Origin of the sequence: Sphingomonas sp. LHG3443-2 (genome assembly GCF_049896405.1) — a bacterium.
Taxonomy (GTDB): domain Bacteria; phylum Pseudomonadota; class Alphaproteobacteria; order Sphingomonadales; family Sphingomonadaceae; genus Sphingomicrobium.
Genome location: NZ_JAFCUG010000001.1, coordinates 2,355,540 through 2,371,000, shown reverse-complemented (window position 1 = coordinate 2,371,000; position 15,461 = coordinate 2,355,540). Strand labels below are relative to the sequence as shown.

General features: G+C 65.9%; 16 protein-coding genes. 3 read left to right on the top strand and 13 right to left on the bottom strand.

Translation table 11 applies throughout. The annotated features are described in order from the left end of the window. Positions 1-3: 3 nt before the first annotated feature. The 8 genes from ACP69Z_RS11850 to ACP69Z_RS11815 form a co-directional block, all read right to left on the bottom strand. Positions 4-378 carry a COG3650 family protein gene (locus ACP69Z_RS11850; protein ID WP_426267682.1) on the bottom strand — a complete coding sequence of 125 codons (375 nt, stop codon included), beginning with the start codon at positions 376-378 and terminating at the stop codon, positions 4-6. Positions 379-561: 183 nt separating this feature from the next. Beyond that, complete coding sequence (locus ACP69Z_RS11845; protein WP_426268099.1) at positions 562-1,362, bottom strand: TrmH family RNA methyltransferase; 801 nt, start codon at positions 1,360-1,362, stop codon at positions 562-564. 3 nt (positions 1,363-1,365) lie between these two features. Continuing rightward, entirely contained in the window at positions 1,366-1,641 is a 276-nt protein-coding gene (locus ACP69Z_RS11840; protein ID WP_426267681.1) for an HPr family phosphocarrier protein, read from the bottom strand. Next, the gene (locus ACP69Z_RS11835; RefSeq protein ID WP_426267680.1) at positions 1,638-2,045 is read right to left on the bottom strand and encodes a PTS sugar transporter subunit IIA; all 408 of its coding nucleotides are present in this window, start codon (positions 2,043-2,045) and stop codon (positions 1,638-1,640) included. Before ACP69Z_RS11835 ends, ACP69Z_RS11840 begins: the two co-directional genes overlap by 4 nt. 1 nt (position 2,046) lies before the next feature. Then, positions 2,047-2,949: an RNase adapter RapZ gene (rapZ, locus tag ACP69Z_RS11830; protein ID WP_426267679.1), complete on the bottom strand. Its 903-nt coding sequence runs from the start codon at positions 2,947-2,949 to the stop codon at positions 2,047-2,049. Between the two features lie 26 nt (positions 2,950-2,975). Next, on the bottom strand, positions 2,976-3,410 hold the full coding sequence (locus tag ACP69Z_RS11825) for an HPr kinase/phosphorylase (RefSeq protein WP_426267678.1): 435 nt from the start codon (positions 3,408-3,410) through the stop codon (positions 2,976-2,978). Next, positions 3,407-4,978 carry a HAMP domain-containing sensor histidine kinase gene (locus ACP69Z_RS11820; protein WP_426267677.1) on the bottom strand — a complete coding sequence of 524 codons (1,572 nt, stop codon included), beginning with the start codon at positions 4,976-4,978 and terminating at the stop codon, positions 3,407-3,409. Before ACP69Z_RS11820 ends, ACP69Z_RS11825 begins: the two co-directional genes overlap by 4 nt. After that, positions 4,971-5,696: a response regulator transcription factor gene (locus ACP69Z_RS11815; protein WP_426267676.1), complete on the bottom strand. Its 726-nt coding sequence runs from the start codon at positions 5,694-5,696 to the stop codon at positions 4,971-4,973. The genes ACP69Z_RS11820 and ACP69Z_RS11815 overlap by 8 nt, the downstream gene beginning before the upstream one ends. A gap of 171 nt (positions 5,697-5,867) precedes the next feature. On the opposite strand from ACP69Z_RS11815, the gene ACP69Z_RS11810 reads away from it, so the two are divergent. Further along, positions 5,868-7,475, top strand: coding sequence for a phosphoenolpyruvate carboxykinase (locus ACP69Z_RS11810; RefSeq protein WP_426267675.1), 1,608 nt, complete (start codon positions 5,868-5,870; stop codon positions 7,473-7,475). A 70-nt stretch (positions 7,476-7,545) separates the two neighbouring features. Here ACP69Z_RS11810 and ACP69Z_RS11805 read toward each other — a convergent pair whose 3' ends face one another. From ACP69Z_RS11805 to ACP69Z_RS11785, 5 genes are all read right to left on the bottom strand, one after another. Then, positions 7,546-8,559 carry an anion permease gene (locus tag ACP69Z_RS11805; RefSeq protein WP_426267674.1) on the bottom strand — a complete coding sequence of 338 codons (1,014 nt, stop codon included), beginning with the start codon at positions 8,557-8,559 and terminating at the stop codon, positions 7,546-7,548. Between the two features lie 12 nt (positions 8,560-8,571). Further along, the gene (locus ACP69Z_RS11800) at positions 8,572-9,639 is read right to left on the bottom strand and encodes a DUF47 family protein (protein ID WP_426267673.1); all 1,068 of its coding nucleotides are present in this window, start codon (positions 9,637-9,639) and stop codon (positions 8,572-8,574) included. Between the two features lie 164 nt (positions 9,640-9,803). Beyond that, on the bottom strand, positions 9,804-11,660 hold the full coding sequence (locus tag ACP69Z_RS11795) for a DUF885 domain-containing protein (protein ID WP_426267672.1): 1,857 nt from the start codon (positions 11,658-11,660) through the stop codon (positions 9,804-9,806). Then, positions 11,657-12,097: an NfeD family protein gene (locus ACP69Z_RS11790; protein WP_426267671.1), complete on the bottom strand. Its 441-nt coding sequence runs from the start codon at positions 12,095-12,097 to the stop codon at positions 11,657-11,659. The genes ACP69Z_RS11795 and ACP69Z_RS11790 overlap by 4 nt, the downstream gene beginning before the upstream one ends. 12 nt (positions 12,098-12,109) lie before the next feature. Beyond that, positions 12,110-13,081, bottom strand: a complete 972-nt coding sequence (locus tag ACP69Z_RS11785; protein ID WP_426267670.1) for an SPFH domain-containing protein — start codon at positions 13,079-13,081, stop codon at positions 12,110-12,112. A gap of 72 nt (positions 13,082-13,153) precedes the next feature. On the opposite strand from ACP69Z_RS11785, the gene ACP69Z_RS11780 reads away from it, so the two are divergent. Then, positions 13,154-13,942, top strand: a complete 789-nt coding sequence (locus ACP69Z_RS11780; protein WP_426268098.1) for an HpcH/HpaI aldolase/citrate lyase family protein — start codon at positions 13,154-13,156, stop codon at positions 13,940-13,942. Between the two features lie 38 nt (positions 13,943-13,980). Next, positions 13,981-15,459, top strand: coding sequence for an IMP dehydrogenase (gene guaB / locus ACP69Z_RS11775; protein ID WP_426267669.1), 1,479 nt, complete (start codon positions 13,981-13,983; stop codon positions 15,457-15,459). Positions 15,460-15,461 lie beyond the last annotated feature (2 nt).

Genomic DNA, 15,461 nt, shown 5'->3' with positions numbered 1-15,461 from the left:
GGGTTAGCGCGCCGCCGTCTCCAAGCCGCCGCCGCAGCCTTCGAACGAGCGGTCGTCGACCCGCACCTGCACTTTATCCGGGTACACCCGGTCGCTCATCCCGTCGCTGCAACGCTGGCCATGGACGATGTTGAGGTTGATCCGCTTGCCCCGATAGATGTCGCCCGCGAAGCCGTGGATCGCGCGCGGCTGCGGCTCGACGATGCGCTGACCGGGTGCGTTCGCCTCGGTGAACACCATCTCGCGCCCATTGAGCTCCAACGACCAGAACGGCTCGGTCCCGAGTGCGCGATAGGCCGCGGCCGGCTCGACCGGCACTGTCGGCACGGTGGCGCAGCCACTGAGCAGGGCCGCGGCGGCAACAGCGAGAGCACGCATGGGATCAGCCTTCATCGAGGTCATGACGGCGGTGTAACGCTGCGCAGATGAACGGTGTCCGACCTGCTTGCAATGTAGGAGCCCGCCTGTCAGCGTACCTTTGAGGTTCGTTCCGGCAAGTGCCCGAGCCGGAAAGGGGCGCTTCGCGAAACGTCGCCCCTATGTGAACTTCGAGAACTTCGCTCAGGCTCCGCGCCAGCTCGCCCGGATGTGAAAGGCCATCACCGCCGTCGCCACCGCCGCATTAAGGCTGTCGGCCCGGCCCAGCATCGGCATCTTCACCAGAAGATCGCACTCGGCCTCATAGGCCTCCGGCAAGCCGGCCTGCTCATTGCCGACCAGCAGGAAGCAGGGCTTCTCATAGGTGGGCTCGAGATAGTCATGGCTTGTCTGAAGGCTGGTCCCGACCAGCTGCCCCGGCCCCTCCCGAAGCCAGGCAAGAAAGGTCGCCCACGGCACCTGAACGATCTTCTGGGTAAAGATGGCTCCCATCGACGCCCTGACCGCCTCGACACTGAACGGGTCGGCGCTATCGTCGACCAGGATCAGCCCGCCAGCCGCGACCGCATCGCCCGTCCGCAGGATGGTTCCGATATTGCCCGGATCGCGCAGCTTCTCCGCGACGAACCACAAGGGCGAGGCGCTGCGATCGAGATCGGCAAGACCAACCCGCGGCTGGCGGTAAGCGCCAAGCAAAAGCGGCGGATTATCCTTGCCGCTCATCTTGGCCATAATTTGGTCCGGCACCACGATCGCCTCGGCTCCAGCCGCTTCGGCCTGCTCGACGATCTCGGCGGCCAGCGGATGCAGCTCGCCCTCGGCGCAGGCGACGACCTCCGGCAGGACGCCGACATCGCGTGCCTCGGCCATGATCCGCAGGCCCTCGGCCAGGAACAGCCCTTCCAGCCGCCGCGCCTTCTTCTCACGCAGGGAGCGGAGGCGTTTGACGGTATCGTTGCTGAAAGAGGTAATGTGGCGGGGCAGGGCTCAGTCCTCGCCGAACTTGTCCTGAACCAACTGGCTGAGTTGCGCCACCGCTTCGTCCGCGCCATCGCCGCTGGCACTGATCTCGATCGAGTCGCCGCGCGCGGCGCCGAGCATCATCAGCCCCATGATCGACGTCCCGCAAACCTTGTTGCCGTCCTTGGCGACTTCCACCGGGGTGCCGAGCTGGCTCGCCAGGGTGACGAACTTGGCGCTCGCCCGGGCATGCAGCCCGCGCTTGTTCTCGATCCGCACCGTGCGGCTGGTCGCCCCGCTCAAGCCGCTGCCTCGCCGAGGATCTCGGACGCGACCGAGATGTACTTGCGTCCGGCTTCGCGCGCGGCCGCGACCGCGGCGCGGACGTTCATCGATTTGCGCGCGCCTTCAAGGCGGATCAGCATTGGCAGGTTGACGCCCGCGATCACTTCGATGTCCCCCGTCTTCATCAGGCTGATCGCGAGATTGGATGGGGTGCCGCCGAACAGATCGGTCAGAATGATCACACCGGATCCGCTGTCGACGTCCTTGATCGCGTCGGCAATGTCCTTGCGACGCGCTTCCATGTCGTCATCGGGCCCGATGCAGATGCCGGCCACCGAGTCCTGCGGCCCGACCACATGCTCCATCGCAACGATGAACTCGGCCGCGAGACGGCCGTGGGTCACCAGCACTAATCCAATCATTTCAGCGCTTCTCAGGTCCTTCGATGCGCATTTGGCCGAGTTCAAGAGAATCATCGGAGCGAAGCGCTAGGTCTCGGTGACGGATATTCGGCGAAAAGCCGCGCGCACGCAACCGCTGGCCCATCGCCAGCGCGGCTGCGACCGAACGGTGTCTCCCGCCGGTACAGCCGAACGCCACGCCGACATAGGCTTTGCCGGCTTCCCAGTAGCGGGGGAGCAGGAAGGCGAGCAGCTCTTCGGTGCGGCCCATGAACTCGTCCCAGCCGTCCTGCGCGGCGACATAGTCGGCAACCGGTGCGTCGGCGCCGGTGAGAGGGCGCAGCGCATCGATCCAGTGCGGATTGGGCAGGAAGCGAAGATCGAACACGAGGTCGGCGGTGCGGCTGATTCCGCGGGCGAAGCCGAAGCTGGTGAGCGTGACGACCAGCTCGTTGCCTTCCTCCCCATAGCGTCGGCGCAGTTCATCGCGCAGGTCGGCCGGCTTGAAATCGGTCGTATCGAGCACCGCATCGGCGGCCAGACGAAGCGCGGCGGTCAGGTTGCGCTCACGGGCAACGCCATCTTCGGCTGGGCGGTCGGGCGCCAGCGGATGGCGGCGGCGGGTCTCGCCGTAGCGGCGGATCAGCTCGGCCCCGGTGGCGTCAAGGAACAGGATTTCGGGCCGCACGCCGGGGATCGAGTGCACCAGCGAGGGCAGGGCATGCGGATCGAAGCCGCGGCTGCGGACGTCCATGCCGACCGCTACATTGGCCGACGAACTCGACCGGTCGGCCCGGTGAACGAAGTCGCGAAGAAGGCTGGTCGGCAGATTGTCCACCGTGTCCCAGCCCATGTCTTCCAGCACGCCAAGCGTCGACGATTTGCCCGCGCCCGACATGCCGGTGACGAGCAGCAGGCGCGGCAAGCGATCCGGAGCCTGCTGTCGCCCGCTCACTTCAGCCCAAACCGCTCGAGTGCGAGCGACACCTTGGACGGCGCCGAGGCGGTGCGTGCGTCGATGCTGATCATTGGCACGGCAAGGCCGCAGATGGTCCGCTCGCGCGTGTCACTGGGGAAGCGCTGAACGTCGCTTGCAAGCTCGACCACCAGGGCCACCGGCACATCCTCCACCACCGGCATGGGGATGATGCCGATACCGCGGATCTCGAGCTTGCCGCGGATGGTCGCCGGTGCGCTGGCGTGCAAGGTGGACCCGCGCTTCTGAACGATGGTCTGGTCGTCCGACACCAAGGTGAAGCCGCGGTCGATCAACTGCAGCGCGAGATCGGACTTGCCCGATCCTGACAGGCCGGTGATCAGCACGGCACGGCCGTCCACCGCAACGGTGCTGGCGTGCAGCGTCTCGCTCGACAGGCGGAGGCTCATGCCTGGCCGCCCTCGACCACGGCAGCAGCGGCCGGCAGGCAAATGGTGAAGCGGGCGCCGGAAGGCGCGTCGTCGCGGTCGGCCACGTCAATCTCCCCGTCATGGCCCTTCACGATTGCACGAGCGATCGCAAGGCCGAGTCCCGAGTGGCGACCGAAATCGTCACCCTGCGGCCTTACTGAAACAAAGCGATTAAAGATGGCTTCACGCGACGCTGCAGGAACACCAGGACCCTCGTCGTCGATGCGAATGCGGACGTTCTCACCCACGGCGGCAACGGCCACCTCGACCAGTCCGCCGGAAGGCGAGAAGCTCACCGCATTGTCGATGAGATTGTCGATCGCCCGGGCAAGCCGGTGCGGTTCGGCCATGACGATCGCGGAGGCGGCACGAGGGCGGGCGAAAGCAATGCGGACGTTGCCGGTCAGACGCCGTTCTTGCCATCCCTGGCAGATATTGCCGACGAGAGTGCCGAGATCGACCGGTTCGAAGGCGACGCGGGCAAGCTCGGCGTCAGTCCGCGCGGCCTCTCCGATGTCGCCGATCAGTCGGTCCAGCCGGTGAACATCTTGGCGGACCACATCGAGAAGCTGGCGCCTGAGCGCGGGATCCTCGATGCTGTCGAGCCCGTCCACCGCACTGCGCAGCGAGGCGAGGGGGTTCTTCAGCTCGTGTGTGACGTCGGCCGCAAAGGCATCAAGATTGTCCATCCGCTGGCGCAGCGCCTGGCTCATATCGCTGACCGCGCGGGCAAGCAGACCGATTTCGTCCTTGCGACGATTGAAGCGGGGCACGTTGACCTCGCGCGAGCGTCCAAGCCGGACCCGGTGCGCGGCAAGCGCCAATCGACGCAGCGGTCGGGCGATGGTCCGGGCAAGGAACAGGGAGAGAAAAAAGGAGAACAGGGCCGCGGCAAGCAGGCCAAGCCCGAGCTTGGTCCGTTCCTGGCGAACGGTGCGGGTGAAGTTGCGATCGTTGGCTGTGACCAGCACCACTTCGCCCGTTGTGGTGCGGGCGGCAGCCGACAGGACGGGGGTAAGGTCCGGTGCGCTGCGGACGACCGACGTGGTGCGTCCGGTGCGGAGTGCCTCCTGCGCCTCGGGCCACGCCTGCACACGATCGATTGCCGGTTCGACAAAGTCAGTGAGGCTGCGCTCACCGACGACGAAGTTGAAGGCACGATCGAGCGCGCGGGCGGCTTCCTTGGTCCAGCGCTGGGTCGCTGGATCGCGCAGGCGATAGCTCGGCTGCGTGCCGCGCCAGCTGTCCTGCCGGAGCTGCCCGTCGCGGCCGTAGAGCCGCACCCGTGCGCCCGTCGCGCCGCCAATGTCGCCGAGAAGCATCGGCACGTCACCGGCCGCGATCTTGGGGACTGCGGTCGCTGCAAGCTCGGCCAGATTGCTCGTTTGCGCTTGCCGCTCGTCACGCAGCTGATTGCGAAAGCTGTCGAGGAACAGCAGCGCCAACGCGAGCACCAGCAGGATGATGAGATTGACGCCAAGAATGCGGCGCGAGAGCCGCCACGGCATTTTCAGGCGCGGCGAGAAGTCAGGAGCGGGCTCAGCCATCGCTGAAGCGGTAGCCGACGCCGTAAAGGGTCTCGATCGCATCGAACTGCGGGTCGGCAGCGCGGAACTTGCGGCGGATTCGCTTGATATGGCTGTCGATGGTCCGGTCGTCGACGAACACGTCTTCCTGATAAGCAACGTCGAGCAGCTGGTTGCGGTTCTTCACCACGCCGGGCCGCTGGGCGAGCGTTTCGAGGATCAGGAACTCGGTCACAGTCAGCGTCACCGGCCGGCCGCCCCACGTCACCTGGTGACGCGCAGGATCAAGCCGCAGGCGTCCGCGTTCGATCACCGGTGAGGTTGCCTCGGAATCGCTTTCCGGGGCGGTAGCGCGACTCATATCGGCGCGGCGAAGGATGGCGCGAATACGAGCGATCAGCAGGCGCTGGCTGAACGGCTTGGCGATATAATCATCGGCGCCAGCCGCAAGGCCATGCGCCTCATCCTGCTCGTCGTCCTTCGACGTCAGGAAGATCACCGGCATCGCGGCCGAAGCGCCGCCGCTTGCCCGCAACGCCGACAGCAGGGCGAGGCCGTCCATGCCCGGCATCTTGATATCGAATACGCCAAGATCGGCAGGATTGTCGGCGAGCGCCTTCAGCGCGCTAGATCCATCGGGGTAAAGCCGAGTGACAAAGCCCTCAGCCTGGAGGGCGATCGAGACCGAAGTCAGGATGTTGCGGTCGTCGTCGACCAGCGCGATCACGGGAGCGGTCATGGCACCGGAGCCCTAGCCCAGTGTCCCACAACGCTTCAAGGCAGTGACCTTGTTTGACCGTCGCAACCTTTTGCGGGCATAGGCGGTTCACCTCACCGCATACGTATGCGGCGGCGCCTTCCACTCCGGGGGTTTGCCGCCGCTCGCCCATGAGCGAAAGGGAAAAGAAGAGTGACGAACAGGGTTCCTTCCTACGGCCTCGACTCGCAGGGTATCGCGACGTCGGCCACCATTCACTGGAATCTCGTCACCGCGCGCCTTTATGAAGCGGCGCTTGCGCGCAACGAAGGCATGATCGCCAAGGATGGCCCGCTGGTCGTCAAGACCGGCCGTCATACTGGCCGCAGCGCGCAGGACCGCTTCATCGTTCGCGACGAGACCACCGAGGGCAACATCTGGTGGGGCAAGTCGAACAAGCCGATGGATCCGGCCGCATTCGACCGCCTCCACGAGGACTTCCTCGCTGCGCTTGGGCAGAAGCAGGAACTGTTCGTCGCCGACCTGTTCGGCGGATCGCAGCCCGAGCACCGGGTCAAGGTCCGGGTGATCAACGAGTACGCCTGGCACAATCTCTTCATCCGCACGATGCTGGTCCGCCCCGAAGGCGAACAGCTGGCGGACTTCGCGCCCGACTACACCATCATCGACCTGCCGAGCTTCAAGGCTGATCCCGACCGTCATGGCTGCCGGTCCGAAACGGTGATCGCGATCAACCTCACCAAGAAGGTGATCCTGATCGGTGGGACCGAATATGGCGGCGAGATGAAGAAGTCGGTGTTCGGGCTTCTCAACTATCTGCTGCCTCAAGACGGTATCATGCCGATGCACTGCTCGGCCAATATCGGTCCCGATGGCGACACGGCGGTGTTCTTCGGCCTCAGCGGTACCGGCAAGACCACGCTGTCGGCCGATCCCAACCGCACGCTGATCGGTGACGACGAGCATGGCTGGTCGGACACCGCGGTCTTCAACTTCGAAGGCGGCTGCTACGCCAAGATGATCCGCCTCTCGGAGGAAGCCGAGCCGGAAATCTACGCCACCACCAAGCGCTTCGGCACGGTGCTTGAGAACGTGGTCATGGATCCCGAGACGCGTGAGCTTGACCTTTACGACAACAGCCTCGCCGAGAACAGCCGCGGGGCCTATCCGATCGACTTCATCCCCAATTCTTCCGAAAAGAACATGGGGCCGGTGCCGCAGACGATCATCATGCTGACCGCCGACGCGTTCGGCGTGCTGCCTCCGATCGCCCGCCTCACCGCCGACCAAGCGATGTTCCACTTCCTGTCGGGCTACACCGCCAAGGTCGCGGGAACGGAGATCGGCGTGACCGAGCCGGAAGCGACCTTCTCGACCTGCTTCGGGGCGCCCTTCATGCCGCGTCACCCGAGCGTCTACGGCAACCTCCTCAAAGAGCGGATCGCCAAGGGCGGGGTGACCTGCTGGCTGGTCAACACCGGCTGGACCGGGGGCAAGTATGGCACCGGCAAGCGTATGCCGATCAAGGCGACCCGCGCGCTCCTCAACGCCGCTCTCGACGGCAGCCTCAACAATGCCGAGTTCCGCAAGGACCCCTATTTCGGGTTCGAGGTGCCGGTGTCGGTGCCGGGCGTCGACGGCGCGATCCTCGATCCGCGGTCGACCTGGGCCGACAAGGACGAATTCGACCGCACCGCAGCCAAGCTGGTCGACCTGTTCTGCGACAATTTCGAGCAGTTCGCCGAGCATGTCGAAGAAGGCGTTCGGCAGTGCCAGCCAAAGGTTGCTCAGGCAGCCTGATCTCTGTCATTGCAAGCTAAGAAGGGGCGGGCCGTCGGCGTGACGGTCCGCCTTTTCTTTGCCCGGCGATTTAGAACAGCCGGGTCAGCGCGTAGATGAGCGCCGCGACGCTGGCGCTGGCGGGGATGGTGATGATCCACGCCATGATGACGCTTTGCGCCACGCCCCAGCGAACTGCGCTCGCCCGGCGCGCGACACCTGCACCGATCACCGCCCCGGTGATGGTGTGGGTGGTGGAAACGGGAATTCCGAGCAGGCTGGCGCCGAACAGCATGACCGATCCGCCGGCCGAGGCCGAGAAGCCCTGGTGCTGGTCGAGCTTGGTGATCCGGCTGCCCATCGTCTCGATGATCTTCCACCCGCCGGTCAGCGTGCCGAGGCCAATCGCGATATAGCAGCTGATCGCCACCCAGTGCGGCACCTCGAAATCGCCCCGCAGATAGCCGGTCGAGAACAGCAGCACGGTGATGATGCCCATCGTCTTCTGCGCATCGTTGAGGCCGTGACCGAGCGAGTAGGCGGCAGACGAGACGAGATGAAGGCGGCGGAAGGTCTTGTCCGCGCCGCGGTTGGAAGCGCGTTTCGCCAGCCAGGACGAAAGCAGCATCACCAGCATCGCCATGGCCATGCCGAGCAGCGGCGCGAGGGGAATGAACAGCAGGGTCTTGGAGACGCCGCTCCATTGGATCGTGTTGAAGCCCGCCGAAGCGAGTCCCGCCCCAACCATGCCGCCGACGAGCGCGTGGCTGGACGAGCTTGGAATGCCCTTGAGCCACGTCACGATGTTCCAGAACATCGCTCCGATCAACGCCGCAAAGACGACCGCCGGGGTGACGAGATCCTTGTCGATCAGCCCTTTGCCGATGGTGTCCGCAACGGCGTGCAATGCTGGAAAGGCCAAGGTGAGAAAATAGGCCGCGAAATTGAAGAAGGCGGCAAAGGCCACCGCCTGCACCGGCCCGAGCAGGCGCGTCGCGACCACCGTAGCGATCGAGTTGGCGGCGTCATGAAGACCGTTCAGGAAGTCGAACGCCAGTGCGACGATGATCAGCCCGACCAGCAGGGGAAATGCGAGCTCGTGCATTAGGCCCAGACCTCAAGCATGGTCGATGACGATGCTGTCGATCTCGTTCGCGACGTCTTCGAAGGCGTCGACGATCCGTTCGAGATGCTTGTAGATCTCACGGCGGACGGTGAACTGCATGGCCCCGGCAGGGTCGCTGCCGAAGCGCTGGAACGCGACCTTGAGGCCGGCGCGGTGAAGCTCGTCGGCATGACCTTCCATACGGACCAGCCGCTCGGTCAGCTCGTGCAGGCGTGCGGCATTGCGACCGACGTCGCGCAGCAGCGGAAGGGCTTCGGCAAGCAGGCGGCCGGAATCAACGATGATCCCGACCATGTCGCGCATCTCGGGCTCGAATTCGGTGAAGCCGTAGAGGTCGACCGCATTGGCGGCGGCCTGCATCTCGTCAATCGCATCGTCCATCGCCGAGATGAGCGAAGTGATCGAGCCGCGGTCGAATGGCGTCAGAAAGGTGCGGCGGACGGTGCCGAGCGTTTCGCGGATGATGTTGTCAGCATCATGCTCACGCTCGCCGATTTCGCGGATGTGGTCGGCGCGCGCCGAGCCGTCGTTGAACAGGCGGCTCAGCGCCTGGCTGGCGGCGCAGACGCTTTCGGCGTGCGCTTCGAACAGTTCGAAGAAGTTGCCGGTGGCGGGCAGGAGCTTTTGGAACCAGGCGAACATCGGACCTACCTTGGACTTTTCGAGAGCGGCTGAGAGCAGGGACTGGCGCCGCGTGGCGCTGTTGAATTCGGCGGCGTTGAATGAGCGGATGAGGTCCGCGAGATCCTCTTCCTCGACCGCGTTGGCGGCGTCCGCGAGGGTGAACCAGCGACGGGTGCGCTCGCTCGCTTCCTTCCAGTCGCTGAGCTCTTCGGCGACCGACAAGGGATAGACGTCGACGTCCAGCATCAGGCTGGCGCCGGTCTTGCGCCGCTTGCGATAGCGGTAGGAGCCAAGCGGAAGCGGGCAGACCGCACCGCGCACGCCGGCTTCTTCCTCGGCTTCGAGCGCGGCGGCGACGTGCGGCTGGACCTTGCCCATCGGGTTCCCCTTCGGGATCACCCAGCGCTTGCTTTCGCGGCTGGTGACGAGGAGCACATGGACAGGGGAATCGAGCCCGCTTCCTCGCGAGCGATAGGGCAAGGCGGCGATCTGGCGAATGGTCGGGTTCCTGGCACGGGCATGCGGCCGGCATGGAGCCGACGCGCATTGTTACAGTCCCATTACCGTCCGATGACGGAAATCCAAGCCCCGCGGGGGGCTCAGGCCGTGCCCCCGTTCGAGCGGATATATTCGCCGATGTTCAGCGCGAGGACGTCCATCGGCACGTTGCCGCCGAGCAGCACCGCATCGTTGAAAGTGCGGATGTCGAACTTGCCCCCGAGCGCCGTCTGGGCGCGGGTGCGCTGGCGGTTGATTGCGGTGTGGCCGATCTTGTAGCCGCAGGCCTGGCCCGGCCAGCTGCAATAGCGGTCGACCTCGGAGCGGGCTTCGGGCTCCTTGGTGCCGTTCTCGTCCATGAAGAAGCGCACCGCCTGCTCGCGGCTCCAGCCCTTGGCGTGAAGGCCGGTGTCGACCACCAGCCGGCAGGCCCGGAACGCGATGCCCTGGAGGTAGCCGAGGCGGCCGGCGGGGAAATCGTCGTAAAGGCCGAACTCGTCCGCCAACTGCTGCGCATAAAGCGCCCAGCCTTCGGAATAGGCGTTGAAGGCGAGCATGGTGCGGATGAGCGGCAGCTTGTTGGCATATTCGCCCTGCCAGACGTGGCCGGGGATCGCTTCGTGGTGGGTGAGATCGGGCAGGTCGAACTTGGTGTGAAGCTCGGTGGTGCGCAGGTTGATCCACATCTTGCCGGGAATGGATCCGTCGATCGAGCCGGCGCCGCCATAAGCACCGGGCGCACCGGGTTCTTCTTCCGGGGGCAAGCGGCGGACTTCGAGATTACCGCGGACCAGGGTGTGAAACATCTGCGGGAGCTTGGCGCGGACGAGGCGCAGGCGTTCCTGGATGAAGGCGATGATCTCGGCGCGACCTTTGTCGCAGGGCGAGAAATGGTAGCGCGGATCGCGGCCGAGCGCTTGCATCCGGGTGCCGACCGAGCCTTGGGTGTAGCCGAGGCTCTTCAGGATCGGGTCCATCCGGCCTTGTAGCTCGCGCAGCTCGGTCAGGCCGATCTGGTGGATTTCCTCGGGCGAGAGGTTGGTGGTGGTCGAGGCCTTGAGCGCCCAGCGATAATAATCGGCGCCTCCCGGGCGGGCGGCCATGCCGGGGGCGGCGCTGGCGACAGCACGCTGGCGCTCGAGCTCGGTGATCTGGCGTTCCAGTGCGGCCGCGTAAGGGCCGGTAACGATGGCGCGGGCGCGGGCGTCCCAGTTGCCGGGCAGGTTTTTCTCGCGGGTCCGGCGGACGATCGATTCGACGAGAGTGCCGCCCCCTTTCGCGCCGGCGAGCGACTGGCGGATCTGGGGCAGCGCCTTGTCGAGGAGGAAGGAGGGCGGGACGAGACCCTTTTCCCGGGCGGCAACGATGCGGACGGTTTCGCCGTCAAGCTGGCCGGGGGCGGCGGCGAGACGCGACAGATAGGCTTCGGCGTCGGCCGCGGTTTCGATCTGGTGGTCGGCGTCCATGAAGCGCGGCAGGTCGAGATAGGCGCCGACGTTCTGGATCACGACGTAGGGGCTGTTGCGCCAGCCCCCGACCGCGACATCGCCATAGGGCTGGGCAAAGCCTTGCGATGCGGCGTTGTACGCGCTGCGGACGACTTCGATGCTGGTACGGCTGGACGGGGTGAGTCCGGAAAGATCGACGGCCGAGACCCGGGCGAGGTCGGAGCGGATCATTGCCGCAAGGCGGGCCTGGCCGGCAGCTGAGCGATCGGAGAGCTGCGAGCGCAGCGCCGCGTTGGCACCCTTGTCGATACCGAGCGAGGTCGCGCTTTCGGGCGACAGGGCGAGGAGGTTGGCGGCGACCGAGTCGAGAAGTGCAGTCGCCTGTGCTTCGTCGATGCGCGGACCCGCGCCGGCGGATGCGACTGCGCCCGGCGTGCGGACTGCGCAGGCAGTGAGGGCGGTAGTGGAAGCGGCGGCGACGAGGGCCTGACGGCGGGTAAGGGAAGTCATGCGCCTAGCTTAGGCGCGGCCTCCACGATCAGGCAATTGCCTTCAACGCCGATGATCTCGACCCGCTCGCCGGGCTGCACCGAAGCGCCGCGGGCACTCCATTCGCCATCACCGAGGCGGACACGGCCGCCATGGTCGTCGATCGCAGTCACCGCCACTGCGCTACGGCCGAGGAGCTGCGCCGAGCGGTCGTTGAGATGGCGGGCCGAGGAAGCGACCGGGCGGTTCGCATAGACCTTGCGGCCGAGGTAAACGGCGAGCGCGGTGTAGATGGCGAACAAAGCCAGCGCCGGTGCGAGGCCGAAGCCGAACAGCAGCACGAACAGCCCAGTGACCATCGCAGCGACGCCAATGAACAGCAGAAAAAAGCCGGGCGCGAGCACTTCGGCGATCAGCAGCAGCACCCCGCCGATCAGCCACCACCAGCCCTGGTCCATGCCGCCCATGCGTCAGGCCTGCGGCAGGCCGGGAACGACGCGCGGCTTGGCGGGCTGCGAGGCGGCGGCGGGCTCGTCCTTGCCGAACGCAGCCTTGGCAATCTCGCCGATCCCGCCGAGGCTGCCGACCAGCTGGGTCGCTTCGACCGGCATCAGGATGGTCTTGGCGTTGGGCGAGTTGGCGAAAGCGGCGAGCGCTTCGACATATTTCTGGGCGATGAAATAGTTGATCGCCTGGGTGTTGCCGTCGGCGATGGCGTCGCTGACCGACTTGGTCGCGGAGGCTTCGGCCTGGGCGGCGCGCTCGCGGGCTTCCGCTTCGCGGAAAGCGGCTTCCTTGCGCCCCTCGGCCTGGAGGATCTTGGACTGCTTCTCGCCTTCAGCACGGAGGATTTCGGAGGCGCGCATGCCTTCAGATTCGAGAATGGCGGCGCGCTTCTCACGCTCGGCCTTCATCTGGCGGGTCATGGCGTTGACGATGTCGGCGGGCGGGCGAATGTCCTTCAGTTCGACGCGGGTGATCTTGACGCCCCAGCTTTCGGTCGCGTGATCGACGACTTGCAGCAGGCGAACATTGATCTCGTCACGTTTGGACAGGGTTTCGTCGAGGTCCATCGAGCCCATCACGGTGCGCAGGTTGGTGGTCGAAAGCGCCATGATCGCGGTGTAGAGGTCACTTACTTCATAAGCGGCCTTGGCGGGATCGAGCACCTGGAAGAACACCACCCCGTCGACCGCCACCATGGCATTGTCCTTGGTGATGATCTCCTGCCCCGGGATGTCGAGGACCTGTTCCATCATGTTGATCTTGCGCCCGACGCGGTAGAAAAAGGCGGGAACGAAGTTGAAGCCGGGATCGGCGACGCGGACGAAGCGGCCGAAATGCTCGATCGTGTAGCGGTGGCCCTGGTGGACGATCTTGATGCTGGACATGACGAACAGCAGCACCAAGGCGACGACGAACAGAAGAAAGGTCTCGATCATGGGGTCCCCCGGACGAACTCGGTCGCATCATGCCCGGCTTGACTGTTCTAGCGAAGCGAAATCGGACCGGTGCTGAACCTGTTCGGGCGCCCCGCCGCGCTGTTCCTGCCGGCGAGCCGGGCGGGCGCGATCGCCAGGGCACGAGAGAGCGCGGCGGATCTCGTCATCCTCGACCTGGAGGACGCGGTTGCGGAAGACGACAAGGAGAGGGCGCGGGCGGCAGCGGTGGCCGCGCTGGAGACGCCGTGGCAGTGCCCGGTGGCGGTGCGGATCAATCGCGAAGGGACGCCGTGGCACGTCGGCGACCTGGAAGCGCTGCGTCATGCGCGGGCCGATCTGGTGGTGGTGCCGCGGGTGGAGCGGCGCAGTCATGTCGAGGAGATCGGGGCGATCGACCATCTGCCGGTCGCGGCGATGATCGAGACGGCAAAGGGCGTGCTGATGGCGGCGGAACTCGCCGCGCATTGTGCGGCGCTGATCGCCGGAACCAACGATTTGGCGGCGAGCCTGCGATTGCCGATTGGCGCGGGGAGGGCGCCGTTGCAGATGGCGCTTCAAACCATCGTGCTGGCGGCGCGGGCGGCTGACAAGCCGTGCTTCGACGGTGTGTTCAACAAGCTTGACGATCCCGACGGCTTCGCGGCTGAAGCGGCGGACAGCCGGACGCTGGGCTTCGATGGCAAGACCCTGATCCATCCGTCGCAGATTGCACCGTGCAAGGCAGCATTTGCGCCAAGCGAAGCGGAGCGTGCGCGGGCCGAGCGGCTGATCGCTGCGGCGAGCGGCGGGGCGCAACGGTTCGAGGGCGAGATGATCGAGCGGATGCATGTCGAGGCGGCGGAGCGGCTTCTGGCTCGTTAGACCCTTGCCGAATCGCGACCGAGCCGCCAAGTGCGCGCATGGCCGACATCCTCTTCAGCAACGACATCCCGCTGGGTCTCACCTTCGACGACGTGCTCCTCCAGCCGCTTGAATCGAGCGTGCTGCCGTCAGACGCCGACACCCGCACCTTCCTCACCCGCGGCATCGAGCTACATATCCCCTTGTCCTCGTCCGCGATGGACACGGTGACCGAGGCCGACATGGCGATTGCCATGGCGCAACTGGGCGGGATCGGGGTGCTTCACCGCAACCTGACGGTTGAGGAACAGGCTGACGCGGTGCGCAGCGTCAAGCGCTTCGAGAGCGGGATGGTGGTCAATCCCTTCACGCTGGCTCCCGATCAGACGTTGGCCGAAGCGCTGGAGCTGATGAAGCGGCACAAGATCAGCGGCGTGCCGGTGGTGGAAGCTTCCGGGCGGCTGTGCGGCATCCTCACCAACCGCGACGTGCGCTTCGCCGAAAACCCGAACCAACCTGTCTCTGAGCTGATGACCCGCGACAATCTGGCCACGGTCGCGCCGGGCACCAGCAGGCAGGAAGCGCAGCGGCTGCTGCATCAGCGGCGAATCGAGAAGCTCATTGTGACCGACGAGGCCGGGCGCTGCGTGGGGCTGATCACCGTCAAGGATATCGAGAAAGCGGTGGCCTCGCCCAATGCGACCAAGGATGCCGAAGGACGGCTGCGCGTGGCGGCGGCGTCCACGGTCGGCGACAAGGGGTGGGAGCGGTCGGCGGCGTTGATCGAGGCGGGGGTCGATTGCATCGTCATCGACACCGCGCACGGCCACAACATCGACGTTGCCCGGGCGGTCGAGCGGGTGAAGTCGGCGTCCAACAGCGTGCAGGTGATCGCCGGCAATGTTGCGACGGCCGAAGCGGCGAAGGCGCTGGTCGATGCGGGCGCCGACGCGATCAAGGTCGGGATCGGGCCGGGCTCGATCTGCACCACGCGCATCGTCGCGGGCGTCGGCGTGCCGCAGCTTTCCGCGATCATGGCCGCAAGCTCGGCCGCGCGGGACGCTGGCGTACCGGTGATCGCCGACGGCGGCATCCGCACCTCGGGCGACCTCGCCAAGGCGCTGGCCGCTGGCGCGTCGAGCGCAATGATCGGCTCGCTGCTGGCCGGCACCGACGAGACGCCGGGCGAGCAGTTCCTCTATCACGGCCGCGCCTACAAATCGTATCGGGGCATGGGCTCGCTGGGAGCGATGAGCCGGGGCTCGGCCGATCGTTACTTCCAGCAGGACATCAAGGACACGATGAAGCTGGTGCCCGAAGGCATCGAGGGTCAGGTGCCCTACAAAGGGCCGGTACGCGACGTCGTGCATCAGCTGGTCGGCGGCGTGAAGGCAGCGATGGGATATACCGGGTCGAGCACGATCTCCGAGATGCAGCGCCGCGCCAAGTTCGTCCGGATCACTGGCGCTGGCCTTAGCGAAAGTCATGTCCATGACGTGGCGATCACCCGGGAAGCGCCCAATTATCCGACGCGCTGAGC

Excerpts from the sequence above, each read along its gene's own strand:
- ACP69Z_RS11850 (WP_426267682.1), bottom strand. The coding sequence starts at position 378 with ATGCGTGCTCTCGCTGTTGCCGCCGCGGCCCTGCTCAGTGGCTGCGCC.
- ACP69Z_RS11835 (WP_426267680.1), bottom strand. The coding sequence starts at position 2,045 with ATGATTGGATTAGTGCTGGTGACCCACGGCCGTCTCGCGGCCGAGTTC.
- ACP69Z_RS11825 (WP_426267678.1), bottom strand. The coding sequence starts at position 3,410 with ATGAGCCTCCGCCTGTCGAGCGAGACGCTGCACGCCAGCACCGTTGCG.
- ACP69Z_RS11820 (WP_426267677.1), bottom strand. The coding sequence starts at position 4,978 with ATGGCTGAGCCCGCTCCTGACTTCTCGCCGCGCCTGAAAATGCCGTGG.
- ACP69Z_RS11815 (WP_426267676.1), bottom strand. The coding sequence starts at position 5,696 with ATGACCGCTCCCGTGATCGCGCTGGTCGACGACGACCGCAACATCCTG.
- ACP69Z_RS11805 (WP_426267674.1), bottom strand. The coding sequence starts at position 8,559 with ATGCACGAGCTCGCATTTCCCCTGCTGGTCGGGCTGATCATCGTCGCA.
- ACP69Z_RS11795 (WP_426267672.1), bottom strand. The coding sequence starts at position 11,660 with ATGACTTCCCTTACCCGCCGTCAGGCCCTCGTCGCCGCCGCTTCCACT.
- ACP69Z_RS11790 (WP_426267671.1), bottom strand. The coding sequence starts at position 12,097 with ATGGACCAGGGCTGGTGGTGGCTGATCGGCGGGGTGCTGCTGCTGATC.
- ACP69Z_RS11785 (WP_426267670.1), bottom strand. The coding sequence starts at position 13,081 with ATGATCGAGACCTTTCTTCTGTTCGTCGTCGCCTTGGTGCTGCTGTTC.
- guaB (WP_426267669.1), top strand. The coding sequence starts at position 13,981 with ATGGCCGACATCCTCTTCAGCAACGACATCCCGCTGGGTCTCACCTTC.